Origin of the sequence: Bacillus sp. BS3(2021), assembly GCF_021043345.1 — a bacterium.
In the GTDB taxonomy this organism is placed as follows: Bacteria; Bacillota; Bacilli; order Bacillales; family Bacillaceae; genus Bacillus; species Bacillus paralicheniformis.
This window is the reverse complement of record NZ_JAJNDM010000005.1, coordinates 98662-123553: the sequence shown is the minus strand read 5'-3', so window position 1 is coordinate 123553 and position 24892 is coordinate 98662. Positions and strand designations below refer to the sequence as shown.

The following is a 24892-nucleotide window of genomic DNA, read 5'->3' as shown; positions in this document are numbered from 1 at the left end:
CACGCTCTATAATGTAATATTAGATATCTTTCATCAGCGGACTAGAGGGGACCAAAATGAAAAAAACCATTTATGATGTAGCGGAAGCGGCAGGCGTTTCGATTTCCACGGTTTCCCGGGTGATCAACAATACCGGGAGAATCAGCAGGTCGACAAGGCAAAGAGTGCATGCCGTCATGAAAGAACTCGATTATCAGCCGAATGTTCACGCTTCTGCGCTTACCGGAAAGCGCACGAACATTATCGGCCTGTTGACGCCCGATATTGCAAACCCTTTTTTCGGAGAGCTTGCCAAAAGCGTTGAAGAGCGGGCGGGCGAGCTTGGATTCAGCATGATGATATGCAGTACCGACCGCGATCCGAAAAAGGAGACAACGTATTTCTCGGTGCTCAAGCAAAAAAGCGTCGACGGCATCATTTTTGCGACCGGCATCGAAAATCAGGAGAGCATGGATGCGCTCGAGGATATTGCAAAAGAGGGCATACCGCTCGTGATGATTTCTCAGGACCGCGCCCTTGTTCCCCTGGATGTCGTGGTCATCGACGATTTTATGGGCGGATACTTAGCGACGCGGCATTTAATTTCACTCGGCCATAAGACAATCGCCTGCATCGCCGGCGACGGATCGACAACCGGAGAAAAAGACAGGCTGAAAGGCTTCCAAAAAGCGATGGATGAAGCCGGCATCAAAGTGAATGAATCGCTCATCGCCGGTACCGGTTTTTCCCTGGAATGCGGCAAAAAAGCAGCCGCTCAGATTTTCGAAAACAACATTCCGACCGCCGTTTTCGCCATGAATGATGTGCTTGCGTGCGGAGTCATTCAGACTGCAAGGGAATGGGGGCTCCAAGTTCCAACGGATTTATCTGTCATCGGCTTTGATAATACGTTTTTAGCCGAAATGACCGATCCGCCGCTTACGACAGTGTCGCAGCCGATTGAAGAAATGGGCCGCCGTGCGGCCGAGCTGCTGGCCGAAGAAATCAGCGGCGAGAAAAGTTCGAAAAACAAAATCATTCTCATGCCTGAACTTGTCGTCAGACAGTCGACGGCACCTCCATTTAAAAAAGATGCACATGCTGAAAAGAGCGGGTTTTGATAGAAAAAAACGCTCTTTTTTTAAAAAAATAAGAGCAAGCGCTTGCCCTCATTAAATCCTAAAAAGGATTGCGGATAAAATAAATACAGGGTAAAATCAGAATTGAAATGAGCAAGCGCTTTCTCTGATTAATAAAGCGCTTTCAATATGCGAGAAGGGAGAGAAGAAAATGACAGAACGAGTGAGATGCGCCGTATTAGGGCTCGGAAGGCTCGGCTATTACCATGCGAAAAACCTCAAAACCGAGGTGCCCGGGGTCCTGCTCGCCGCTGTGGCCGATCCGGCAGAGGGGAGGGCGAGGGAGATTGCCGCTGAACTGGGTGTTGAAAAGTGGTTTGAAGATCCGTTTGAATGTCTCCACGATCCAGAGATTGATGCCGTCGTCATCGTTACACCGACATCAACCCATGCCGAAGTGATCAAACAGGCGGCCGAATGCGGCAAACAGATTTTCGTCGAGAAGCCGCTGACATTAAATCTTGAAGAATCGATTGAAGTCATTTCTAAAGTCAAAGAAACGGGCGTGATTTGCCAGGTGGGGTTTATGAGGCGGTTTGATCCTGCTTATGCGGATGCCAAAAGGAGGATCGATGCCGGAGAGATCGGCAAACCGATCTATTATAAAGGGTTTACGCGCGATTTTGGCTCTCCTCCGGCCGAATTCATTAAAAAAAGCGGCGGTATTTTCGTCGATTGTTCGATTCACGATTATGATATCGCGCGTTATTTAATGGGGGCTGAAATTACTTCGGTTTCCGGCCACGGAAGGGTTTTGAAGCACGCGTTCATGCCGGGATGCCATGATGTCGATCAAGCGCTCACCTATATGGAGTTTGATTCGGGGGCGGCGGGTGATGCGGAAGCAAGCCGCAATTCGTCTTACGGCCACGATATACGCGCCGAAATTATCGGGACGGACGGCAGCATCTTCATCGGGACGCTGCGGAACCCGGCGGTTACCGTGCGGACCGGGCAGGGGAGCAGCTATAATATCATTCCGGATTTCCAGGCGAGGTTCCATGAAGCGTACTGCTTAGAGATGCAGCACTTTGCCAAGTGTGTTCGCAACAAAACGAAACCGATTGTGACTGAAGTGGATGCGGCAGTCAATCTGGAAATCGCGCTTGCGGCCACAGAATCCTGGTCAACAGGCAAGACCGTCAAGATTCAGTATCAGACGAAACAGCTTACGGTATGAAACGGGGCTCATAAACGGGCTGTGATAAAGACAAAGTATGCCGGAGATCATCCTGCGGTCAATAGGATCAACAGAAAGAAGGGCGGAAGAAAGCATTTCTCCGCCCGATGCCGCCCTTTCTCTCAGCGTTTTCAATCAACTGCAAGCCCCTTATTGCACATTCAGATTCGGTCTCAGATTCACCTGATAGTCCACCTCGACATCCATCTTCTCCCAACGATGCAGCCACGCTTTGTCGCTCATCGGCTTCGTAAACGGAAACAGCGCTTCACCGCCGACTTCAAGCGGATCAACCCAAATGTTTTGCATGTCCTTTATCATGTCCGTTGTTTTCTTTTCCAATTCGGATTCCACATCATGAACAAGTGCGCTGAACTCGCTTTGATCCTGCAGGTTTTTGTCGCCTGTGTATTCTTCAATGCCCGCGTTTATGCTGACTTTCATTGATAAAGCTGTATTGTTTTGATTTAAGTCAAATGTGACGGTTGAGCGGGCTTGGCCGATTATGATTGACAAGTTGGGAATCGTGAGGAACTTCAGATACCTGTTATTGTTGAGCAGCTGAAAAATTTGATCGTCTATGCCGGTCAGTGTCTTCACGAATTTGTCGTTTCGGAAAAGTCCTGTTCCTTCATATGTGAACTGGTTACCATCGGTTCTGAAAACAGGCACGTAAGGATCTGAATAGTGGGTGTACAGCTGGTTTTTGAATTGATGCAGGTTAACGATGCTCATTTCACCCTGGTTGGCTCTTTCAAAATGCCTTAACGTCTGATAAAGATAAAAGTCAAAATTCTCGCTTTGCTTCAATTCGTTCAGTATATATTTGTCAAAATCGCCGTTGACGACGATGAGATAAAGGCGAGGGCCGATTTTCGGGTCTGACAGAAGCGTGTTGATAATCGGAAGTATGCCTTTGTCGGCGAGATTTTCTTCGATCATCACCATTCTCAGCTGCCCGTTTTTCAGCTCGTTGTAATAATTTAAATTAAATCGCTTGCCGACTTGTTTGATCATATTGACTTCGGTGCTGAATAGCCGCTTCTTTTCAAGGCCCACCGGAGGGACGGTGGTGCTCATTGAGATCTTTCCTTTTTTTCCTTCTTTGATATACCAAAAGGTAACCGGTGAGATTTCTTCAATCTCATTGTTTTCAACAAATGGAGAGCAGCCCTCAATCGTCATGAAAATCACAAGTGCGATACAGCCGTTTAATATGGGACGTTTCCCGTTGATCATTGCATGCGCCCCTTTCGTTTTCCGGCGATGACAAGAATAGCCGGAGTCAATGCGTAAGTGACGGCTCCGATGGATACTTCGATCAAAAACCACATATCTTGCTGCTTTCCGGATTGCCAAAACCAAGTGCTTAACACGAGCGAACATCCCATGAGCAATAGGAAGCTGAACAGAAATCCTCTTCGCGTCACAGGCTTGGCCATTCTTTTAAACAAAATGCGGAGGCCTCCGTAAAAGCAGAGTAAAAAAATCGCGATTACAAACGCAAAATGAAACATATGGGCAGACAGTAGAAACGTATCGATCCGCTCCAAAATCGGCGACTGCAAATAGCGGAGCATGTTTATCACCGGAAAAATGGTTTCCAGCAAATAAGAGGAGCCGTAGAAAAATAATGCACCGATAAACAAAAACAAATATTCGAAGAGTGAAATCGCATTACCGACCGATAAACATTTCAGCACATTAGCTTCCTTGCTGAACCATGGAGCCAGACAAATCAAATACTCGGGACTGGAAAAAGAAGACCACATGACGAGCAGCGCCTTCCAAGAATGTTCAGTCCAGTCAAAAGGAATCAACGGATATAAATCGGTCAAGGAAGCGATCGGGGGGATATAAAACCTGATAAAAATGAACACGATCCAAAATGATGACATAAAGGCAATGATGACAAATCGCATCGTATTTTCCATGCCGCGGGAGGCCGCATATCCGCTGATCACCAGAATCAAGATCACAAGCCAGTTGATATTGATGGCGGGAAAGATGAAGTGTCTCACCGTTTCGGCGTAGCTTGTGATCATGATCGCGATCTTTAACGCGAGCTGAATTAAGCCGATCAGGATAAAAAAGCGCAGCTTGCGTTCGCCGAAGAGAGCGGCAAAGCCTTCATAGCCTTTTGCGGCCGCTGGAGAAGACAGCCATTTGGACAACAGGTACAAGTTGAACTGTGACAGCATTCCGACAGCGAGCATAACGAACATCATGTAAGGGTGAACCAGATACATCGGCAGAACTAAGATGAAAAAAAGAACTTGCATACGGTTGGCGATGAGGGCGATGTAAATTCCGCCGAGAGGCCGTGTCTTGTGAAATAATTGAAAAGAACTCAAGCCGCTTCATCTCCTTTTAACGTACCGCCATTTTTGCAAGGTATGCAGATATTCGGGGCGCTTTTTCAGCCAGATCAAAGGACTTCGTATAAAAAGATCGAGCCAATCGCGCCAATATAACGGAGTAATCGGCGCAAAATAAGGCTGCTTGAGAGAAGTAAGCCCGTTCAAATGAACAAACAGTCCGATCATTCCGAAGATCAATCCGAAAAAACCGAGGCAGGCGGAGAACACGAGCATCGTAAAATGAATCAAAGTGTGCCCTTTAGCTACGATGTAGTTGGGCACCAAAAATGACGCGACCGTTGAGATGCCGACCAAAACGATTAGCACTTTGCTGACAAAGCCCGCCTGCACCGCCGCTTCTCCAATCACAATCCCCGAGATAACCCCCAATGTTGAACTTGATTTTGTCGGCATCCGCACGCTGGCTTCCTTAATAATTTCAATGACGAGCAGCATAAGAACCGCTTCCCAAAACGGGGTGAACGGCACTTTGCTCCTTGATTCGATCAGCACATAAAGGATCTGGAGCGGAAACATATGATAATGATGAGTCGACAAAGCCACATAAAAAGGGATGAGCAAAATAGACAGAAAAAAACTGGCGTAGCGCAGCATTCTAAAAAAGCTGGCAACCGGCCAGCGCGTCGTATAATCTTCAGCGGAGTGAAAAAGGTGAAAAAACGTGATCGGTGCATGTAATACAAACGGCGTCTGATCGACCAAAATGGCGACTTTGCCAATGCTTAAATTGTATGCGGAAATGTCGGGACGCTCGGTCTGCTGGAACTGCGGAAAAATCGAATGATGATGATCTTCAATCAATTCAGTGAGCTGTGCGGAATCGAAGATCATGTCAAAATCGGTTTCCGCGATTTTTTTTCTGGCTTCCTCAATCAATTCCGGATTGGTTAATCCGGCAATATAAACGATAACAACAGATGTTTTGCTGAGCGAACAGACCGTCAGCCTTTCCGCTTTTAAATTGGTTAAAGGCAGCCTGCGCCGCAGCAAAGAAAGATTGACGTCGAGCTGCTCGGTAAAACTGTCTTTCGGACCGTACATCACCGTTTCGGTTTGAGACGGTTCGATCTGCCGGCCGACCCGATTTTCAATGGGAATGGCAAACCACTGCTGCCTGTCCGGATCATGGATGATGATCGAACCGGACATCAGCCACTCCTTTGCGGTTTCTAAAGATACGATCGGTTCAACGTGCAAAACAAAGGTTTTTAAACAGCGATATATTGACTCTTCTTCGGCGCTCATGATCAGAGGCCTGATGATCGACTGTTGCAGCATGACCCGATCAATGATGGTATGTAAATAGTAAAATACTGCTTTTTGTCCGCCTTTTGTTTCATGCTCTTCGATCACCGCATCAGCCATACCGGCGGTGGCGTCAAGAAGGGCATCTTTCGTAATGGGAGCGCTCCGCAATCCGGCTCCCTTTCTTTTATATTTTCGAAACATGGACATCCCTCATCAGCGATTGATCATTGCCGGGTTACCGGATGTCCTTATTGTGCTCGCTGCTTCTCAGGTTTATGCGGACAGAAGCCGCGTTCCCGCAGGATCAGGTAAACAGCGAGGCGCCGAGGTAGGCGGCAAGCCCCCACATGACAGCCGCAGATCCTTTATTGAACAAGGTCATGACGATCCCCTGTGAATCGAGCTGTTTGAGAAGTCTTCCCGCTGCGGCAAGTCCAAGGAACCATAGCCACGAAACGATCATACATGCACAGGTGAACAGCCAAAGATCCGCACCTTCATACGCTAAAGAGTTGGTGCCGATCACGCCGACGATATCGAGCAAGGCGTGCGGATTTAAGAGCGATACGGCCGCAGCAAAAGCGATTTGCTTTTTGGGCGGCATAGCTTCGGACGCGTTTCCTACCGCCGGTTTGCTCTTCCATGTGATCCATCCCATATAAATGAGAAACAAAAATCCTCCGGTCAAAAGGACAAATTTAACTTCAGGAAGGCCGGCGACAGCCGCGGAAATACCTGTGACTGCCAGTATAATCAGGAGGGAATCGCACAACGATGCGGAGATCACAAGCGGCAAGACACGCCAAATGCTCGATGATGCGGCCCCTTGCTGAAAAATCAGGACATTTTGCGCGCCGAGCGGCAAGATCAGTCCAAAAGCGAGAATCATTCCGTGAATAACTGCGTTCATGACTGTAAAAACCCCTTTCATTCAAAACATCCGTTTTATTGTAGAGTAAGAAGCAGGGAATGTCTCCGGCCATTTGGCTGGTCTAATTGCCCAGCCAAATGCTATCTTTTAAAAAAGGAGCTGAACATGAAGTGAACAGACAGCTGAACAGACATTCAGACATTCCGTTATACCAGCAAATCGAACAGATCATAAAAGAGAAGATTTTACAGGGCGAATGGCCGGCCGGGACGAAAATCCCTTCACAACGCAAGCTGGCATCTATCTTTCAAGTGAATAGAAGCACGGTTACCGCGGCTCTGGACGAGCTGACAGCCCAAGGATTTCTTGAAGGCAACCGGGGCGGAGGCACAAAGGTGGCCAATCAAACATGGTCACAATTGACGGCGGGGCCGCCGCTTGACTGGACGAGTTATGTACGTTCGGGAATTCACCGTCCCAATTCAATGACGGTTCAGGAAATCAACAGGCAGGAGTTTACAGAAGGGATCATCAGGCTCGGCACAGGTGAATTAGCGCCTGAACTGCTGCCCTATCAACAGATGGAAGAGATTCTTCGCCGCGCACCGTCTGATAGGCTGATGCTCGGGTATGAAGAAGCGAAAGGAAGCCGCTATACAAGAGAGGTGCTGGCGGAGCATCTGGGCCGGAAGGGTGTGCGTGTATCGGCCGACTCGATTCTGATTGTCTCCGGAGCGCTCCAAGCGCTGCAGCTCATATCGATCGGCCTTTTGAAGCGGAGAGCCGTCGTGTTGGCGGAAAAGCCGTCATACCTATACTCGCTGCACGTTTTTCAATCGATGGACATGCGGCTTTGCGGGCTTCCAATGGATGGCGGGGGATTAGACCCGTCCGTCATTCCGGCGGTAAAAAAACGGCATGGCGCCGATTTACTGTACACGATTCCGTCATTTCACAATCCGACGGGCAAACTGATGTCGGAAAACCGGAAGCGCGAGCTGATTCAAATGAGCAAAAGGCTGTCGCTCCCGGTTATTGAAGATGACGCATACGGCGACTTGCGGCTTGACGGTCCGCCGTCATCGCCGCTGAAGGCCATGGACAGAGAAGGCAGCATTCTTTATGTCAGTACATTATCGAAAACCGTCAGCCCCGGCCTTCGCATCGGCTGGATCGCAGGCCCGGAGCCCGTCATCGAGAGGCTGGCCGATATTAAAATGCAGACTGACTACGGCTCAAGTTCATTGTCGCAATGGGCGGCTGCAAAGTGGCTTTCAAGCGGACTTTATGATGAAAATCTCAGCCGGATCAAAGGCGAACTGAGACGAAGGCGGGATGAGGCGCTCCGGTGTCTTGAGACCTATTGCAGAGGAATCGCCCGCTGGGAAAAGCCTTCAGGCGGGTTTTACATTTGGGTCACATTTCTAAAGCCGCTCTCGCTCAGCGCTTTGTTCGAACAAGCATTACAGAAAAACATCCTCATCAATCCCGGCACCCTCTACGATAAAGAAGCCAAATACAGCATCAGATTGTCCTATTCGTACGCCTCTTTGCCAGAGCTTCGCTACGGCATTCAAACGATCGCAGAACTCGCCGGGAAGCTCATGTGAGTCCCGGCTGTACCGGCTGCTGAAAAATCGACGTTCAGCAGCCGCCCCTTTTTATTTCAGGTCTGGGGTTATTTAAAAACAGTCCAAAAAATCCCATTAACATATCATTCAAGGAACTATTGATTCATATTAGCAGCTGGATTTGCAGTAGAGGAAATCTTCATGTTGCCTCATTGTGAGAAACGTCCTATTTTTCTGAATCTTATTGACATGCCGGTGTCACAAAATATACACTTTTTTTGTCATTGAAAATGATAATCTTTATCAATTGGAGGAATGCTTTCTATGCCTGTACAAACGAGTTCTAAAAATCAAGTGTTTTTGGAGCAGCAAAATAGAAGAGAGTCTAATGCGCGTTCATATCCGAGAAGATTTCCGCTCGCCATGCAAACCGCGGAAGGCGTCTTGGTGACTGATGCGGATGGAAAGCAATATTATGACTGCCTGGCAGGAGCGGGGACGCTTGCGCTTGGTCATAATCATCCAGTTGTGATTGAAGCGATTCAAAAAATGCTTGATGAAAAACGCCCGCTGCACACGCTTGATATCACTTCGGAAATCAAAGAAGAGTTTGTCAGCGAAGTATTTGCAAGCCTTCCTGAGGCGTTTGCCAAACGGGCGAAGATCCAGTTTTGCGGTCCGACCGGCGGCGATGCGATCGAAGCCGCTCTCAAGCTTGTCAAAACGGCAACGGGCAGAAGAACCATCTTGTCGTTTCACGGTGCCTATCATGGTGCAACTCATGGAACGATGGCGCTGAGCGGTAATTTATCTCCAAAGGAAAATGTCCAGGGACTTATGCCTGATGTGCATTTCCTGCCATATCCGTATGAATACCGCTGCCCGTTTGGAAGAGGAGGAGAGGCGAGCCACAAGCTGTCGAGCGCATATATCGAAAATATGCTGGATGATCCGGAAAGCGGAATTTTACAGCCGGCCGGGATGATCTTTGAAGCCGTACAAGGAGAAGGAGGCTCAGTTCCGGCTCGGGCTGAATGGATAAAAGAAATGAGAAGGATCACAAAAGAACGCGGAATCCCTCTGATCATTGATGAAGTGCAGACCGGCATCGGCAGAACCGGAAAAATGTTTGCGTTCGAGCACGCCGGCATTATACCGGATGTCATCGTCCTTTCAAAAGCGATCGGCGGAAGCCTTCCTCTGTCTGTCGTCATCTATGATCAAGACCTTGATCAATGGGGACCGGGGGCGCATATCGGTACATTCAGAGGGAACCAGATGGCGATGGCGGCCGGAAGTGCAACGTTAAAATATATAAAAGAGCACGATGTACTGTCACATGTAGAAAAAGTCGGCGCGAAGCTCATGCAGGAATTGCAAGACATTCAGGAACACGTTCCTGAAATCGGTGATGTCCGGGGACGGGGGCTGATGATCGGCGCCGAAATTGTCGCACCGCATAAAAAACAAAACGCAAACGGCAGCTATCCGGCTGATGCGGAGCTTGCAAGCGTGATTCAAAGAAAATGCTTTGAAAAAGGACTGATCGTTGAAACGGGAGGACGCCATGGAAGCGTGATCCGCTTCTTGCCGCCGCTCATCGTAACAGAGGCGCAAATCGACGATATCATCACGATCTTCAGAGAGGCCGTCTATGAAGCAGTCAAGTAAACAGAAAAACTTTGATTCCCTGTTTATGCACAACGGCGAACAGGGGATCAAAGCATACCGTGACGCGGCCGAGGCCGCTGTAGAGACGCTGTGGGCCGATTGGAAAAATAAAATGAAGCCCTACAGCGGGAAGATGCCGAATGAATTAAAGCACGAAATTAAAAACTTGTTTTCGTTTAAGGAAGCGGGAGAACCGCTTGCGGATGTTCTCGCTGATCTAAAAGAAGCCTATTTGCCGCACCGGATTCATGTTGAAGATCCAAAATGCGCCGCACACTTGCACTGTCCGCCGCTCATCCCGGCACTCGCTGCAGAGATGCTGATCAGTGTGCTGAATCAGTCGATGGATTCGTTTGATCAAAGCGGAGCGGCTTCATTGATCGAGGAAGAAATGGTGCAGTGGCTTTGCCGAAAGTTCGAGTACGGAAAGGATGCTGACGGAACATTTACGAGCGGAGGCACACAGTCTAATTACATGGGACTTCTGTTGGCCCGCGATGCTTTCTGTGAAAAGCAGTGGAACTGGAACGTACAGAAGGACGGACTGCCGCCGGAAGCGGACAGGCTGCGGATCCTCTGTTCAAAGGATGCTCATTTTACCGTGAAAAAGTCGGCTTCCCAGCTCGGACTTGGAGAGCGCGCCGTCGTACTCGTCGATACAGATGATGAAAAGCGGATGAGCCTTTACGATTTAAAGCGAAAAACAACGCTGCTTGAGGAATCGGGCTTACATCCATTTGCGATTGTTGCCACATGCGGTACGACGGACTTCGGAAGCATCGATCCGCTTTCCGAGCTTGCGGATGCCGCGCATGCCGGCGGGCTTTGGCTTCACGTTGATGCCGCGTATGGCGGGGCGTTGATTTTGAGCAGAACCCGCCGCTATAAATTGGCCGGTATCGACAGGGCCGACTCCATCAGCGTCGACTTCCACAAGCAGTTTTATCAGCCGGTCAGCTGCGGCGCTTTTCTTGTCAAAGACAGAAGGCATTTCCGCTTGATTGGTTATCATGCCGATTATTTAAATCCTGAAGAGGATGAAGCGGAGGGAATCGTTCATCTCGTCAATAAATCGATTCAGACGACGAGGCGCTTTGACGCTTTAAAGCTGTTTGTCTCGCTGCGTGTGCTTGGAGAAGATACATTCGCAGAGATGATTGACTGGACATTCGCATTGGCCGAAGCGACAGCGGAAAAAATCTCAGCAAGCGATCGGTTCGAACTGCTGAATCCGCACCCTGAACTGAACGCTGTCGTCTTCCGCTACCTCGCCTCAGAAGACGACGCAGAGAACGACCGTTTGAATAAATGTATCCACAGAGAATTGTTCAGAACGGGACAGGCGGTGATCGCCAAGACGGCAGCAGCCGGGAAAACGTATTTAAAATTCACGCTGCTGAATCCGCGGACGACGCTTTCGGATCTTGACGACATTCTCGGCAGGATTCAAGAGCTGGCAAGTCTTTATACGAATAGCAGGAGGGTAACAAGATGAGTTCATTTAAAGAAATAGCAGAAAACGCTACGATTCAAAGTTTTTTAAATTGCTATTTGCGTGAAACCGGCATCAAAACCCGTGAGATCGCGGACGGCTCTCAAAAAACGCTGATTGTTCCGCTAAAACGCCAGCAAATCGAGCTGATCGTTCCGATCAAGTACTGGTCGAAGACGGGAAGGCACCTTTTCTCATTTCCGCTTTACTATCAAACAACCCAAAACAAGCCGCTTCCGCTCGACTATGTCACGCTCGTCTCCCTCGCTTCAAAAGAACTGCTTCTTCAGCAAAACCGCGGGGGTGCCGAGGATGAATTCTTGCTCAGAGTCATTTTGAGCTGCCGCAATATCAGCCGTTATGTGGAAGAACGGGCCGGTGATCAAAATGAGCTTAGCCGCGCTGATTTTACGTTTATCGAAGCGGAGCAGTCGCTCTTGCTCGGTCATCTGATGCACCCGACGCCAAAAAGCAGGCAGGGCATGAAACCTGAAGAGGAAAACATTTTCTCACCTGAATTGAAAGGGGAGTTTCAGCTTCATTACTTTAAGGCGCATGCCTCGCTCGTACTGCACGATTCAAGTACTGGAACAAAAGCGCCGCTAGTCATACAAGAGGAATTGAGAAACGACCCGATGATTGATAATGCGTGGCTAGACGAGCAAACGGCCGATCCGGATTTTGCGCTTCTTCCCGCACACCCGCTCCAGGCGAGAGCTTTGCTGGAGGAGCCGTATGTGCAAAAATTGATCGATCAAGGTCTCCTTACATATCTCGGTGCAAAGGGCAGGACGTTCACGGCGACATCCTCCGTTCGCACGGTTTACAGCAAGCACTCGCGCTATATGTACAAATTCTCGATCCCAATCAAAATCACGAATTCGCTTCGTGTGAACAAGCAGAAAGAATTGGACAGAGGTGTTGAAATGGCCCGGCTGCTTCAGACAGAACTCGGTCAAAGGTTAAAACAGGAGTTTCCGGGCTTTCGCGTTATCACAGATCCTGCCTACATCTCGATTCGGGGGGAGAACGGGGAGTCCGGCTTTGAAGTCGTGATCAGGGAGAATCCGTTTTATGAAGATGACCATTCAGCATGTCTGATCGCCGGGCTTTGCCAAGATCACGCCTACGGGAAAGAGTCGCGGCTGTCCTCTGTCATCCGCGGGCTCGCTTTAGAAGAAGGGCGGACAACGGAAGAAGTGAGCATTGATTGGTTTGACAAATATTTATCCATTTCGCTAGAGCCTGTTTTATGGCTGTTTGAAACATACGGGCTGGCGATTGAAGCGCACCAGCAAAACGCCGTTATCCGCTTAAAAAACGGCTATCCGGAGACGTTTTACTACAGGGATAATCAAGGCTATTACTACAGCGAATCAAAAGCCGGGATTCTTTCCAAGCTGATCGAAGACTTGAGCGAAAGGAGCGAGACGATCTGCACGGACGGCGTGGCTGTTGAGAGACTGCGCTATTATTTCTTCTTCAACCATCTGTTTGGGCTGGTGAACGGCTTTGGCTGCGAAGGGCTGATCCGGGAAGAAACGCTCCTGTCCATGATCAGAGAGCGGCTTGAAAAAGCGGAACACATTTACGGCATCACTGAGTTGACGGACAGCCTGCTTCGGTTTTCGGAGCTTCCGTGCAAGGCCAATCTGCTGACGAGATTTTACGACATGGATGAGCTGACGGGCTCGCTTGAAACCCAGTCTCGTTATACGTCTGTCGGCAATCCGCTGTTAAAGGAGGCGGCGGCCGTCCAATGAATGACCGGATCACATTTCAAAAAGCGGACTATGCAAGAGACGTATCGCTCGTCTATCGCTGGATGCAGGAGGAGCACGTCATCCCGTTTTGGCATTTAAACATGCCGTTTGCAAAATTTGAAGACCATTTTCACAAGGCCATCACAGACCCCCACCAAACGCTGTACATCGGCTCTATCGACGGTGTGCCCATGAGCTACTGGGAGTCGTACTGGGTCAAGGGGGACGTCATTGAACACCACTATGATAATGAACCTTTTGACCAGGGCATCCACCTGTTGATCGGAGAAAAAGAGTACTTGGGAAAAGGGCTGGCCCTTCCGCTTTTAAAAGCGATGGTCTGTATGCAATTTGCCGAGCCTAACACAAAAAAGGTCATCGCAGAGCCGGATATCCGCAACAAAAAAATGATTCATGTTTTTGAAAAATGCGGGTTTCGCCCGATTAAACCTGTGAATCTCCCTGATAAAACCGGATTATTGATGTTTTGCGAACGAGAACGTTTTTTTGAAAAGGGGAAAAAAGATGAACTCTACAAAGAGAGCCACTGATGTATATGATGTCATCGGCGTCGGCATCGGGCCGTTTAACCTCGGTCTTGCCGCATTAGCCGATTCCGTGCCTGAGATTAATGCGCTGTTTTTTGAACGAAATGAAAGCTTTAACTGGCATCCCGGCATGCTGATTGAAGGGACGACACTGCAGGTGCCGTTTTTGGCCGACTTGGTGAGCATGGCCGATGTGACAAGCGAATACAGCTTTTTAAACTATCTCCAGCAGCATAACCGTCTGTATTCTTTTTATTTTCTGGAAGACTTTCATATTCCGAGAAAGGAATACAACCACTACTGCCGCTGGGTGGCAGAACAGCTTGACTCGTGCCGCTTCGGGATGAATGTTGAAAGCATATCGCTCATTGAATCGAATCCGGAGGCGCTTTTTAAAGTGCGGGTCGTGAATCGGGAAAACGGCGGGGAAGCCGTTTATTACACGAGGCATGTTGCGCTTGGCATTGGGACGGGCCCGCACGTTCCCGAAACGCTCTCAGACGCTTTGGGAGGCTCGGTGTTCCATTCAGCTGAGTATTTAATGAGAAAGCCCGACGGATTTAAAGGGAAAAGGGTGGCCGTCGTCGGCTCCGGTCAAAGCGCAGCCGAGGTGTTTTATGACCTCGTCGGTGAAGATGAAGCGGAGCATGTCAGCTGGCTCACCCGCTCAAAAGGCTTCTTCCCGATGGAATATTCGAACCTCGGGCTCGAATATTTTTCGCCTGATTATATCGATTTTTTCTATCAGCTTCCACAGTGGAAAAAAGATGAATTGCTAACGCAGCAGGATCTCCTTTATAAAGGAATCAGCGCGAAGACGATCAGCGATATTTATCATCTTCTGTATGAGCGGACCTGCGGAGGGCGGGAAGCGGCTTTTGATCTTCAGTCCATGACAGAAGTCAAGCAGATCGAACAGCATGGAGAAACGCTGATTCTGCAGTGCGCAAACCGGGTGAATGAAGAACGGTTTGAGCGGCAGGCAGATGTGGTCGTCCTGGCGACGGGCTATAAAGAGAGGCTGCCGGAGTGTCTGGCACCTGTTGACAGCCTGATTGAAAAGGACGCGGGCGGCCGCTATGTCATTACGCGCGACTATAGACTGGTGACAGCTGCAACATCAAAAAACCATATTTTCGTTCAAAACGGAGAGCTGCACACGCACGGCGTCGGAGCGCCTGACCTGGGACTCGGCGCTTACCGGAACTCGGTGATCATCAATCAGCTAGCCGGGAGAGAAGTATACAACGTCAGCCACAAAACGGTTTTCCAGACATTCGGAACAGGAATCACCGAAAAAACCGCGGTGCCAAACGGCTAATAAAGGAGGCATTTTCATGTTGTTTCAAGATGAATTAAAGAGGGTCCTCAATCCGGACAGGTGGACAGAAGTCAATCGGCGATTACTGGCGAAGATGCTTTCTGAGTATATGTATGAGGATATCATCAAGCCCGATTTCATTGAAACTGAAGACGGCATCAACCGGTATGAGCTGAGAACGGCGGAGGATAAGGTGTACCGGTTTGCCGCCAAACCCCGCATGTTTGACAGTTTTGACGCGATGCCGGAGACGATTGAAGTCTTCAAGAGCGGACAATGGACAAAACAAGTGAGCGCGATTGAATTTCTCCTCGATATCCAGCCGCATATCCCGATGAGTCCGGAAACAGCGGGGCATTTGATCAAAGAGTTCAACCATACGATGCTGGCGGATGCTCATCTTTTGGCAAAGGATGCGCTTACGGCTGACGAGCTGACCGAAGCCGATTATGCCGTCATTGAAGGCGAGATGACAGGCCATCCGTGGATCGTCTACAACAAAGGAAGAATCGGTTTTGGCTATGATGACTACCTCCGGTTTGCACCGGAAAATCAGAGAGCCGAACGGCTGCTGTGGATCGCTGTACACAAAGAGACCGCGTCATTCCACTCAGTTGAAGGACGCGATTATGAAACGCTGATTCATAAAGAGCTTGATGAGCTGACTTTAAGGCAGTTCGCTAAAGTGATAGAAAAGCAGGACGCAGCCAGTGAAGACTATTATTATCTGCCCGTCCACAAATGGCAGTGGACAAATACGATCATTCAGCAGTTTCCGGAAGAAATTGCTTCAAAAGCGATCATTCCTTTAGGGGAAGGCGGAGACGAGTACCTGCCGCAGCAGTCGATCAGGACCTTTACAAACATCACAAACAAACACAAGCATCATATTAAACTGCCGATGAGCATTTTAAATACGCTTGTATACAGAGGACTGCCGTCGGAGCGGACGGTGATCGCGCCGAGAATTACTGAGCATATTAAAGGGATCGCCGAAAACGACGCATTTCTAAAAGATGAATGCAGGGTGATCCTGCCGGGCGAAAATGCCAGTCTGAACGTTGATCACCAATACTATCATGCTCTTGAAAAAGCCCCGTATCAATATTTGGAAATGCTCGGCGCTATTTTCAGAGAAAGCATTTATACGTATTTGGAAGATGGAGAGCAGCCTGTTACGCTCGCTTCTTTAACATACATTGATCAAGGCGGCGTGCCGTTTATCAGGCGTCTGATCGAAAAGTCGGAGCTGTCAGCGGAGGAGTGGATCGGAAAGCTGTTTAACACCGTGATGCCGCCGCTTCTGCATTTCATGTACCGCTACGGAACCGTATTTTCGCCGCACGGACAAAATACGATTCTCGTCTTAAAAGATTATCAGCCGAACAGGCTGGCGATTAAAGATTTTGTAGATGACGTCAATATCAGCGACCAGCCGCTGCCTGAACTGAGCGGTTTGACAGAAGATTTAAAAGTCGTTCTCAGAAGCGAGCCTCCGGAAGGGCTTGTGCAGTTTATCTTTACAGGGCTTTTCATTTGCCATTTGCGCTATGTGGCCAACATTTTGGAAAATGACGGTCTGCTTCCTGAAAAGCGCCTGTGGAAAGCTTTGGCTGATGCGATTTTGGAATATCAGCAGAGATTCCCTGAACTGCATGAGCGCTTCGAATTGTTCGACTTATTCAAGCCGGAATTGACGAAGCTCTGCCTCAACAGAAACCGGATGGTCGACTACGGCTATAAGGACGGAGATGACCGCCCGCATGCCTCCGAATTCGGAAAAGTGACAAACGCGCTTGCGCAATTTAAAAAAGAGGCCGCAAAGCTTTAATGCTCATGCGGCAGAGAATGCCCCGCTTCCGGCGGGGGTTTTTTATGTCAATTTCTTATACATCAAAATATGAGGTCCGATCGGCGGTATATCGTAGACCCCGCCTTGTTCGCTGAAGCCGAGCTTTTTATAGTACCCGCTCACAGATGTCCTGGCGTTGCACCATAAAAGGTCTGCGCCTTTTTTCCGAAGAAGCTCTTCGGCATGGCGGATAAGCGTACTGCCCGCTTTTTGCTCGCGGTACCCTTCAAGTGTCGCCATCCCTCTCAGCTGATACTGTTTTTGGCCTTCAAGCTCTGAATGTTCGGCTTTATGAAAGGAGGCGATGCTGATCAGCCTGTCCCGATAATATCCGCCGAGGTGAAACGTGCCCCCGAGCAAATCGGTTTCATACTTGCATGCTTCCAGCGGCTGATTCGGCCGGAGAATGCGGTGCCTGATCTCATACGTATCTTCCGCGTTTATAGGTTTGACTTCAATCATATGATTCCTCCTTCAGTTGCAGTTCAGATTGGGCGAACGAAATTCCGCGTGCTGTTGAAATCATGACTGTCATTCCATTATATAACGTTGGCGGAAACGATCAAAGCAGGATAAACACCTTCACCTGATCTGCCTTTAAAGAATCATTTCCCCCGAGAGGCGATCCCTAATCCCTATATCGTAAATGGTGGAATATACCGTCCGTCCACATCTGTAAACTGATATTCTTTGGCTAAATCACCAACTCTTAACGCACGTCCGCTTTTCTCCATCACATCCGGATCTTTGGCCAATGCTGTGATTCCGCGTCCGACATAATAAGGCGTTTCGGTTTTCCTTAAATCTTCTGACTCCTGCCAATCCGCCTCATCTGATTCATGGTACTTCAGCACAAGTTCGGTTCTCATAAATCCCGGCGAAACGGCAAGAACGGCAATGTTGTCCCGTTTTAATTCCAATGAAAGACCGTACGCCATGCGGACGATGGCGTTCTTGGCCAAATCGTAATAAAACTGTCCGGTGTATTTGTTCTCATCCCAAAAGGTCGTATGAATGATAAGAGCTTGTTTATTTTCGCGAAGGAGCGGCACGGCGAAGTGGTTCGTCGCCAGCTGGGCGCGCACCCCTGCGGTGAACATCGTATCCCAATTTTTTAATGACAATTCCCAAAAAGGCTTTGCCTCGACACCCAGATCGTGCGCACCCCATACATTGTTGATCAAGATATCCAGTTTTCCTTGTTCTTCGCGAATTTTAGCGATGACAGCCTCTGTTTCTGAATCGTTCGTATGATCACATCTTACAGCAATACCCTTTCCGCCGGAAGCTTCAATTTGTGACACGGTGTCATCAATTGTACCGGGCCATTGATTCGTGGAAGCCCCCCTGATGCTGCGGCCTGTCATATACACGGTTGCACCGGCTTTTCCAAGTTCGACAGCGATGGCGCGGCCGGCGCCTCTGCTGCCACCTGTTACGAGAGCGATTTTTCCTTTCAGCGGTTTCATTCATCCCATTCCTTTCATTATAAAAGATATGCTCATTATAAAAGCTGAATCTTGACAACCATTGTCATATTTTATTAAATAAGTTCATCCATTGATAAAAAAAGGTGGTCATATGAGAGGAGATCGACTGATATCTATTCTTTTAATGCTTCAGGCGCAGGGACAAATGACGGCGAAAGAATTAGCGGAAAGGCTGGAAGTCTCGGAGCGGACGATTTACAGAGATATGGAAGCGTTAAGCGGAGCTGGAATTCCCGTTATGGCCGAGCGCGGGATTAACGGAGGCTGGTCATTGCTTGATGATTACCAAACCACTTTAACCGGTTTAAAAGAATCTGAAATACGCGCATTATTTGTCCCGCTTTCTGAACAATTGCTGGACGATCTCGGATTAACCCGCATATCCGAAGAAGCCCGAAATAAACTGATAGCCTCGCTGCCTTCGGTATATCGTCAAAACGCAAAAGACGTGTGGAACCGAATATATATTGATACCCGTGCATGGCGCCATAAGAAAGAAAAAGCAGCATCCTTTGAAGTGCTGAAAGATGCCATATGGAAAGATCAAAAATTAAAAATCGTTTATCAGCGGGCAGATGGACAAACAGCTGATCGAATTGTAGCACCGCTTGGACTGGTAGCTAAAGGGTCAAACTGGTATCTGATTGCATCTAAAGAAAATGGGGAGATTCGAAATTACAGGGCTTCACGGATTCATTCTGCCACTCCTGTCCGCGAAACATTTGAAAGGCCCGAAAACTTTGATATTGCTCACGTATGGCAGTCTTCAACAAAGGAATTTATCGAAAGGCTGCCGACGTATGAAGTGCGGGTGAAGGCGGCGCAGGACATCTTGCCGAGGCTGTCGTTTACCAATTATTTTGTGCGGATCATCGAAACAAATGAGGTCGATCAGGAGGGGTGGATCCCCGTTACATTATCTTTTGATACGGAAGAAGAAGCGAAAAGGTATATACTCGGGTTCGCAGAGCACATAAGGATTATTGAACCTAAAGAACTGCACGGGAAGATACTCAACATGGCTGAATCCATTGTTGCTCATTATAAATCCTGAAGTATTCGCGGCATATGTTACGAACATACAAAATGAACCCTGCAGGCCGCAAACGGCAAGCAGGGTCTTCGGGTTAATGAACATTGAAATATCTGGCTTCCGGATGGGAGACAACGATCGCTGATACGGAAGCTTCGGGCTCCATCATAAAGCCGTCTGTTAAATGAACGCCGATTCCTTCGGGCTGGATGAGTCTGAAGAGTTTTTCCTGATCTTCGAGATTCGGACAGGCCGGATATCCGAAGGAGTAGCGCTGTCCCTGGTATTTCGCCTGAAAACGCTGTTCCATCGTGAAGTCTGGTGCATCAGGGAAGCCCCAGCGGTCGCGGATAACTTGGTGCGTCCGTTCGGCGAGTCCTTCGGCCAGCTCAAGAGCAAGCGCTTGTACCGCATGACTTTTCAAGTAGTCGCCTTCCTCCTTAAAGCGGTTGGCGGCTGCTCTTACATGTCTGCCCGCTGTCACGGCAAAGAACGAGACATAATCAAGCTCTCCTTTCGGTCGGACATAATCGGAAATACAGCGGTACGGAAGCTTTTCCTGCCTAGGAAAAACAAACGTTTCAAGGATGCTGTCTTTGTTCCCGGGGTCTAAAATATGGAGCGAATCCCCGTCGCTGTACGCGGGGAAAAATTGATAGACGACGGCGGGGTCGAACCAGCCGTGCTCTTTCCCGTCTCTCAGCAACTCGTCAATCAGCTCTTTCAGCTCCAGTGCTTTCGGATGCTGTTCAGCCAGGAGTTTTTTGACTTTTCCTTTCAAGCCGAGGTGATGGCCGAGCAGCATTTGTTCATTGACATACGGCACGATATAGGAAAGGTCGATATTTTTCAAATAGTGCCGCTTCAAGTCTTCCGGCTGAAAGACCGGCGCCTGCGGAACGTGCGCCCGTTTTTCAAGCATTTCAATCACAGCTTTCGTCTGCTTTTTCTCCGCGACGGCGGCGGGTGCAGCGGCTTCTTTTTTCTCGAGAAACTGCGACGGGTCCGTCCGCAGCTGATTGGCGAGCGATAAGCCGTCCATGGCGTCCTTCGCGTATAAAACCGGCCCTTTATATTCAGGCGAAATTTTCATGTTCGTGAACTTTCTTGAAAGCGCGGCTCCGCCGACCATAATCGGGATGGAAATATCCGCTTTGTCGAGGTCCTGCGCTGTAACGACCATTTGCTGCGCCGATTTGACGAGCAGGCCGGACAGACCGATGATATCGGGATTCTCTTTGCGGACCGCTTCAATTAATTCCTGCGGTGTCACTTTAATCCCAAGATCGACAACCTTGTAGCCGTTGTTGCTTAAAATGATGTCGACTAAGTTTTTGCCGATATCATGGACATCGCCTTTAACGGTTGCCAAAACGATCTTTCCTTTGCCGCTGTCGTCTTTCTTTTCCATATACTGTTCGAGAAAGGAAACGGCAGCTTTCATGACTTCTGCCGACTGCAGCACTTCAGCGACAATCAGCTCATTGTTGTTAAACAGCCGTCCGACCTCCGCCATGCCGTCCATAAGCGGACCGTTGATCACGTCGAGCGGGGCGGCAAATTTTTTCAACGCTTGTTCGAGATCGGGAATCAAGCCTTCTTTTGTACCCTCGATGACGTACTCAGCCAAGCGCTCTTCCAGGGAAAGAGATGTTTTCGGCTGTTTGTCCGTTTTTTTCTTTCCGCGGTAGAAGTCAGTGAAGGATGCGAGCGTTTTGTCATCAGTGTGAAACAGAAGTTTTTCAGCCATTTCGACTTCTTCTTTAGGAATGGAAGCGAACCGCTCAAGCTTTTCCGTGTTGACGATCGCGTAATCAAGCCCGGCCTGTGTTGCGTGGTACAAGAATACAGCATTTAAGATTTCCCGGCCGACGGGCGGAAGACCGAATGAGACGTTGCTGACGCCGAGAATCGTTAAACATTCAGGGAGCCGCTCTTTGATGAGGCGGATGCCTTCGATCGTTTCTTTAGCTGAGCCGATGTATTGTTCATCACCTGTTCCGACAGGGAAGACGAGCGGATCGAAGATGATATCGCTGGCCGGTATTCCGTACTTTTCGGTGAGCAGCTGATGCGACCTGACGGCGACGGCCAGCTTCTTTTCCGCGGTGACCGCCATTCCCTCTTCATCGATCGTGCCGACGACGAGTGCCCCTCCGAACTGTTTGACGAGCGGAAGGATGTCAGCGAACCGTTCTTCGCCGTCTTCAAGGTTGATTGAATTGATGATCGCTTTTCCCTGTGAGTATTTCAGCGCCTTTTCAATCACCGTTTTGTCCGTCGAGTCGATGACAAACGGGGCTTTTACTTTTTTCATCGCTTCTTTTAAGAAGCCTTCCATATCTTCCGCTTCATCGCGGTCCGGGTCTGCAAGGCAGATGTCGATGACATGGGCGCCGTTTTTCACTTGGGCTCTCGCGATTTCGGATGCTTCCTCAAATTTCTGTTCGGCGATCAGCCGCTTGAATTTTCTCGATCCGATGACATTTGTCCGCTCCCCGACAAAAAGGGGACGCATCGTTTCTTCATAAATTAGTCCGTCGATCCCTGAGACGGTGTGCGGCTTTTTTTCCGAAGGGACCGTCCGCGGCGGCAGCGAGGCTACTTCATCGGCCAGCGCTTCAATATGGGCGGGCGTCGTTCCGCAGCAGCCGCCGACAATGTTCAGCCAGCCTTCTTCTGCAAACGCCTTGATTTTTTTCGCGAGCGATTGCGGTGATTCATGGTATTGTCCCTCCTCATCGGGGAGGCCGGCATTCGGATAGCAGCTGACGGCCGTCCTCGCAAGGGAAGAAAGGGTTCTGATGTGATCTGTCATAAATTCCGGGCCCGTCGCGCAATTTAAACCGACGCTGACCGGCTTCATATGCTCGAGTGAGATATAGAACGATTCGATATCCTGGCCGGCCAGTGTCGTGCCCATCGGTTCGATCGTGCCTGATACCATGAGGGGAAGGGTTTTGCCGGTTTTTTCGAAGGCTTGCCTGATGCCGATAAAGCCCGCTTTAACGTTCAGCATATCCTGGCTCGTTTCGAGCAGCAAGAGGTCGGCTCCCCCTGTGATCAGCGCTCTTGCCTGTTCCTCGTAATTATCGATCAGCTCGTCAAAGGTCGTGCCGCCGGTGACGGAAAGGGTTTTTGTCGTCGGACCCATCGCGCCGGCGACAAACCTTGGCCATTCAGGTGTGGAAAACTTTTCGGCGGCCGCTTTGGCGAGTTTGACTGAAGCGAGGTTGACTTCATAGGCGCGCTGCCCGAGGTCGTACTCGTCCAGAACGAGCCGTGTGGCTCCGAATGTATTGGTTTCGATGATATCGGCTTTAGCGGCCAGATAGGCTTCGTGGATGCCCTGAATGATATGAGGTGCCGTGATGCTTAGAAATTCATTGCACCCTTCATAGGCCTCGCCGCCGAAGTCAGCGGCGGACAAACCGGCATTCTGGATCATCGTTCCCATCGCACCGTCAAGGACGAGGATTTTTTTCTTCAGCTGGTCATTGATGTTAGACATTTGTTTTCTCCTTTTCTTTCTGGTGGATATATGCCGTCAGTTCGGCGGTTAAATCAGACCGCAAAAACGGTGTGATCAGATAAATGCCGTTGAACAGGTCGCACGCCGCATCAAGCAGGGAGCGGGCGACCGCGAGCCCTTCCTCGGCCTGTTTTTGTTTGTCATTTCCCGCCAGCGCCATCTTTTCGCGGATTGAATCGGACAGTTTGATGCCGGGGATTTCGTTGTGGATGAATTCCGCGTTGCGGCTGCTGGTCAGCGGCATGACGCCGATATAGATCGGTGTTTCAAGATGCTTTGTTTCTTCGTGGATTTTGATGAGCTGCTCCTCTGAATAGACAGGCTGGGAAATGAAATAGTCTGCGCCGCAGGCGATTTTTTTCTCAAGCCGTTTCACCGCTTTGTCAATGTGTCTGACATTCGGATTGAAGGCGGCCGCCACTGAGAAATTTGTTTTCTTGCCGAGCGGTTTACCTGAATATGACAAGCCTTCGTTAAACTGTTTGATCAGGCTGATCAAATCGAACGATGTCAGGTCATAGACGGAAGTCGCTCCCGGAAAGTCGCCGATTTTCGACGGATCGCCGGTAATTGCCAGCACGTCTGACAGCCCCAGTGTATCGAGCCCCATTAGATGGGACTGCAGGCCGATCAGGTTGCGGTCTCTGCATGTAATATGGATCAGCGACCTCATATCGAGGCGCTGTTTTAAGAGCGCGCCGCAGGCGACATTGCTGATCCTCGGTGTGGCAAGCGAGTTGTCCGCCAATGTCAGTGCATCGATTCCGGCTGATTGAAGCTCTTTAGCGGCGTGCAAAAATTTCTCAAAGTTTAATTGTTTTGGAGGATCGAGTTCGACGATAATGGACCGTTTTTGCTTGGCCAGATCGTCGAGAACGGGCTCTGTCCTTTCGTTTTGAACAGCAAGCGCCGCTTTCTTTCTGATTTTCACGTGCTTTTCGGTGACTGGAGGAAGCCCTTTGACCGCCTCAGCCATCGCCCTGATGTGGTTCGGCGTGGTTCCGCAGCAGCCGCCGATGATCCGTGCGCCTTGATTGCGGAATTCCTCCGCGCTTTCCCTGAAATATTCATCATCTGTCTCATAAACAAGCCTGCCTTCGACAAGGGACGGGAGGCTGCTGTTCGGATAGACGGAAAGATAGGCGTCTTCTAAAAGCGGGACTTCTTCAAGGGCTCTGATCATATGATAAGGGCCGAGGCGGCAGTTGATGCCAACGACGTCTGCGCCGAGGGATGCCAGCTGCTTCAGGCCGTCCGCAAGCGGGGTTCCGTCCTGAAGAACGCCCTCTTCGTGCATTGAGACATTCAAAATGATCGGCAGCTCTGTTTCCTTTCTGGCAATCTTTAAAACTTCGCGCGCTTCTTCTAAATCATAATAGGTTTCGAGCAGAAGTCCGTCCGGCTGCTCATTTAACAGAAGATAGAGCTGTTCGCGGAAGCTTCTTTTAATGTCCTCGAGAGAATACGAGTTTTTGTTGAACGTCCGGATTCCGCCGAGCGTACCGAGAACATAAGCAGAACCGGCGGCGGAGCGGGCGAGACGGACCGCTTTTTCGTTGATTTGTTTTGTTTCGTCTTCGAGCCCGTATCTGGACAGCTTGATGAAGTTTGCGCCGTACGTGTTCGTTTGAATGATATCGGCGCCGGCCTGTACATATGCTTCGTGGACGCGTCTCACTTCTTCGGGCTTGGAGATGTTCAGTTCCTCAAAACACCTGTCGATCCCGTAGGAATACAGAAGTGTGCCCATTGCGCCGTCCGCGATTAACGTTTTGCTTTTTATATCCTCCAAAAAACCCATCGTTTTCCCCCTTAAGCATT

At 49.4% G+C, this 24892-nt stretch carries 18 protein-coding genes; 10 read left to right on the top strand and 8 right to left on the bottom strand.

All coding sequences use genetic code 11. From position 1 onward, the window contains the following. Positions 1-56 precede the first annotated feature (56 nt). Together LQ247_RS12685 and LQ247_RS12680 are read left to right on the top strand one after the other, a co-directional pair. Positions 57-1100, top strand: coding sequence for a LacI family DNA-binding transcriptional regulator (locus LQ247_RS12685; RefSeq protein ID WP_231006127.1), 1044 nt, complete (start codon positions 57-59; stop codon positions 1098-1100). A 169-nt stretch (positions 1101-1269) separates the two neighbouring features. Continuing rightward, positions 1270-2298: a Gfo/Idh/MocA family oxidoreductase gene (locus tag LQ247_RS12680; protein WP_023856622.1), complete on the top strand. Its 1029-nt coding sequence runs from the start codon at positions 1270-1272 to the stop codon at positions 2296-2298. Between the two features lie 150 nt (positions 2299-2448). Here LQ247_RS12680 and LQ247_RS12675 read toward each other — a convergent pair whose 3' ends face one another. The 4 genes from LQ247_RS12675 to LQ247_RS12660 all read right to left on the bottom strand — a co-directional run bounded on the left by LQ247_RS12675 (position 2449) and on the right by LQ247_RS12660 (position 6837). Then, positions 2449-3537, bottom strand: a complete 1089-nt coding sequence (locus LQ247_RS12675; protein ID WP_231006126.1) for a Ger(x)C family spore germination protein — start codon at positions 3535-3537, stop codon at positions 2449-2451. Then, positions 3534-4652, bottom strand: a complete 1119-nt coding sequence (locus LQ247_RS12670; protein WP_103749052.1) for a GerAB/ArcD/ProY family transporter — start codon at positions 4650-4652, stop codon at positions 3534-3536. The genes LQ247_RS12675 and LQ247_RS12670 overlap by 4 nt, the downstream gene beginning before the upstream one ends. A 6-nt stretch (positions 4653-4658) precedes the next feature. Next, a complete protein-coding gene (locus LQ247_RS12665) occupies positions 4659-6128 on the bottom strand; it encodes a spore germination protein (protein ID WP_023856625.1) in 1470 nt (489 codons plus the stop codon). Positions 6129-6231: 103 nt separating this feature from the next. Continuing rightward, positions 6232-6837 (bottom strand): LysE/ArgO family amino acid transporter, encoded by a 606-nt coding sequence (locus LQ247_RS12660; protein WP_026579919.1) that lies wholly within the window; start codon positions 6835-6837, stop codon positions 6232-6234. A 98-nt stretch (positions 6838-6935) separates the two neighbouring features. Between LQ247_RS12660 and LQ247_RS12655 the strand changes: the two genes are divergently transcribed. From LQ247_RS12655 to LQ247_RS12625, 7 genes are all read left to right on the top strand, one after another. Continuing rightward, entirely contained in the window at positions 6936-8408 is a 1473-nt protein-coding gene (locus LQ247_RS12655) for an aminotransferase-like domain-containing protein (RefSeq protein WP_051967087.1), read from the top strand. Positions 8409-8693: 285 nt separating this feature from the next. Beyond that, complete coding sequence (locus tag LQ247_RS12650; protein ID WP_035338991.1) at positions 8694-10040, top strand: aspartate aminotransferase family protein; 1347 nt, start codon at positions 8694-8696, stop codon at positions 10038-10040. Beyond that, entirely contained in the window at positions 10024-11535 is a 1512-nt protein-coding gene (locus LQ247_RS12645; protein WP_035338989.1) for a pyridoxal phosphate-dependent decarboxylase family protein, read from the top strand. Before LQ247_RS12650 ends, LQ247_RS12645 begins: the two co-directional genes overlap by 17 nt. Then, entirely contained in the window at positions 11532-13295 is a 1764-nt protein-coding gene (locus LQ247_RS12640; protein ID WP_035338987.1) for an IucA/IucC family protein, read from the top strand. The genes LQ247_RS12645 and LQ247_RS12640 overlap by 4 nt, the downstream gene beginning before the upstream one ends. Further along, entirely contained in the window at positions 13292-13846 is a 555-nt protein-coding gene (locus tag LQ247_RS12635) for a GNAT family N-acetyltransferase (RefSeq protein ID WP_020450900.1), read from the top strand. Before LQ247_RS12640 ends, LQ247_RS12635 begins: the two co-directional genes overlap by 4 nt. Next, positions 13821-15164, top strand: a complete 1344-nt coding sequence (locus LQ247_RS12630; protein ID WP_195201952.1) for a lysine N(6)-hydroxylase/L-ornithine N(5)-oxygenase family protein — start codon at positions 13821-13823, stop codon at positions 15162-15164. Before LQ247_RS12635 ends, LQ247_RS12630 begins: the two co-directional genes overlap by 26 nt. 16 nt (positions 15165-15180) lie before the next feature. Then, positions 15181-16995: an IucA/IucC family protein gene (locus LQ247_RS12625; protein WP_195201953.1), complete on the top strand. Its 1815-nt coding sequence runs from the start codon at positions 15181-15183 to the stop codon at positions 16993-16995. Between the two features lie 42 nt (positions 16996-17037). Here the strand turns inward: LQ247_RS12625 and LQ247_RS12620 are convergent, their stop codons facing one another. Then, a complete protein-coding gene (locus tag LQ247_RS12620) occupies positions 17038-17478 on the bottom strand; it encodes a GNAT family N-acetyltransferase (protein WP_023856633.1) in 441 nt (146 codons plus the stop codon). Between the two features lie 173 nt (positions 17479-17651). Then, positions 17652-18485: a dehydrogenase/reductase SDR family member 1 gene (locus tag LQ247_RS12615; RefSeq protein WP_025811665.1), complete on the bottom strand. Its 834-nt coding sequence runs from the start codon at positions 18483-18485 to the stop codon at positions 17652-17654. A gap of 112 nt (positions 18486-18597) precedes the next feature. Here LQ247_RS12615 and LQ247_RS12610 point away from each other — a divergent pair, with 112 nt between their 5' ends. Beyond that, on the top strand, positions 18598-19560 hold the full coding sequence (locus LQ247_RS12610) for a helix-turn-helix transcriptional regulator (protein WP_195201954.1): 963 nt from the start codon (positions 18598-18600) through the stop codon (positions 19558-19560). 73 nt (positions 19561-19633) lie between these two features. Here LQ247_RS12610 and metH read toward each other — a convergent pair whose 3' ends face one another. Continuing rightward, positions 19634-23050, bottom strand: a complete 3417-nt coding sequence (metH, locus tag LQ247_RS12605; RefSeq protein WP_231006125.1) for a methionine synthase — start codon at positions 23048-23050, stop codon at positions 19634-19636. Next, positions 23043-24872 (bottom strand): bifunctional homocysteine S-methyltransferase/methylenetetrahydrofolate reductase, encoded by a 1830-nt coding sequence (locus LQ247_RS12600; RefSeq protein ID WP_231006124.1) that lies wholly within the window; start codon positions 24870-24872, stop codon positions 23043-23045. Before LQ247_RS12600 ends, metH begins: the two co-directional genes overlap by 8 nt. Between the last annotated feature and the right edge of the window lie 20 nt (positions 24873-24892).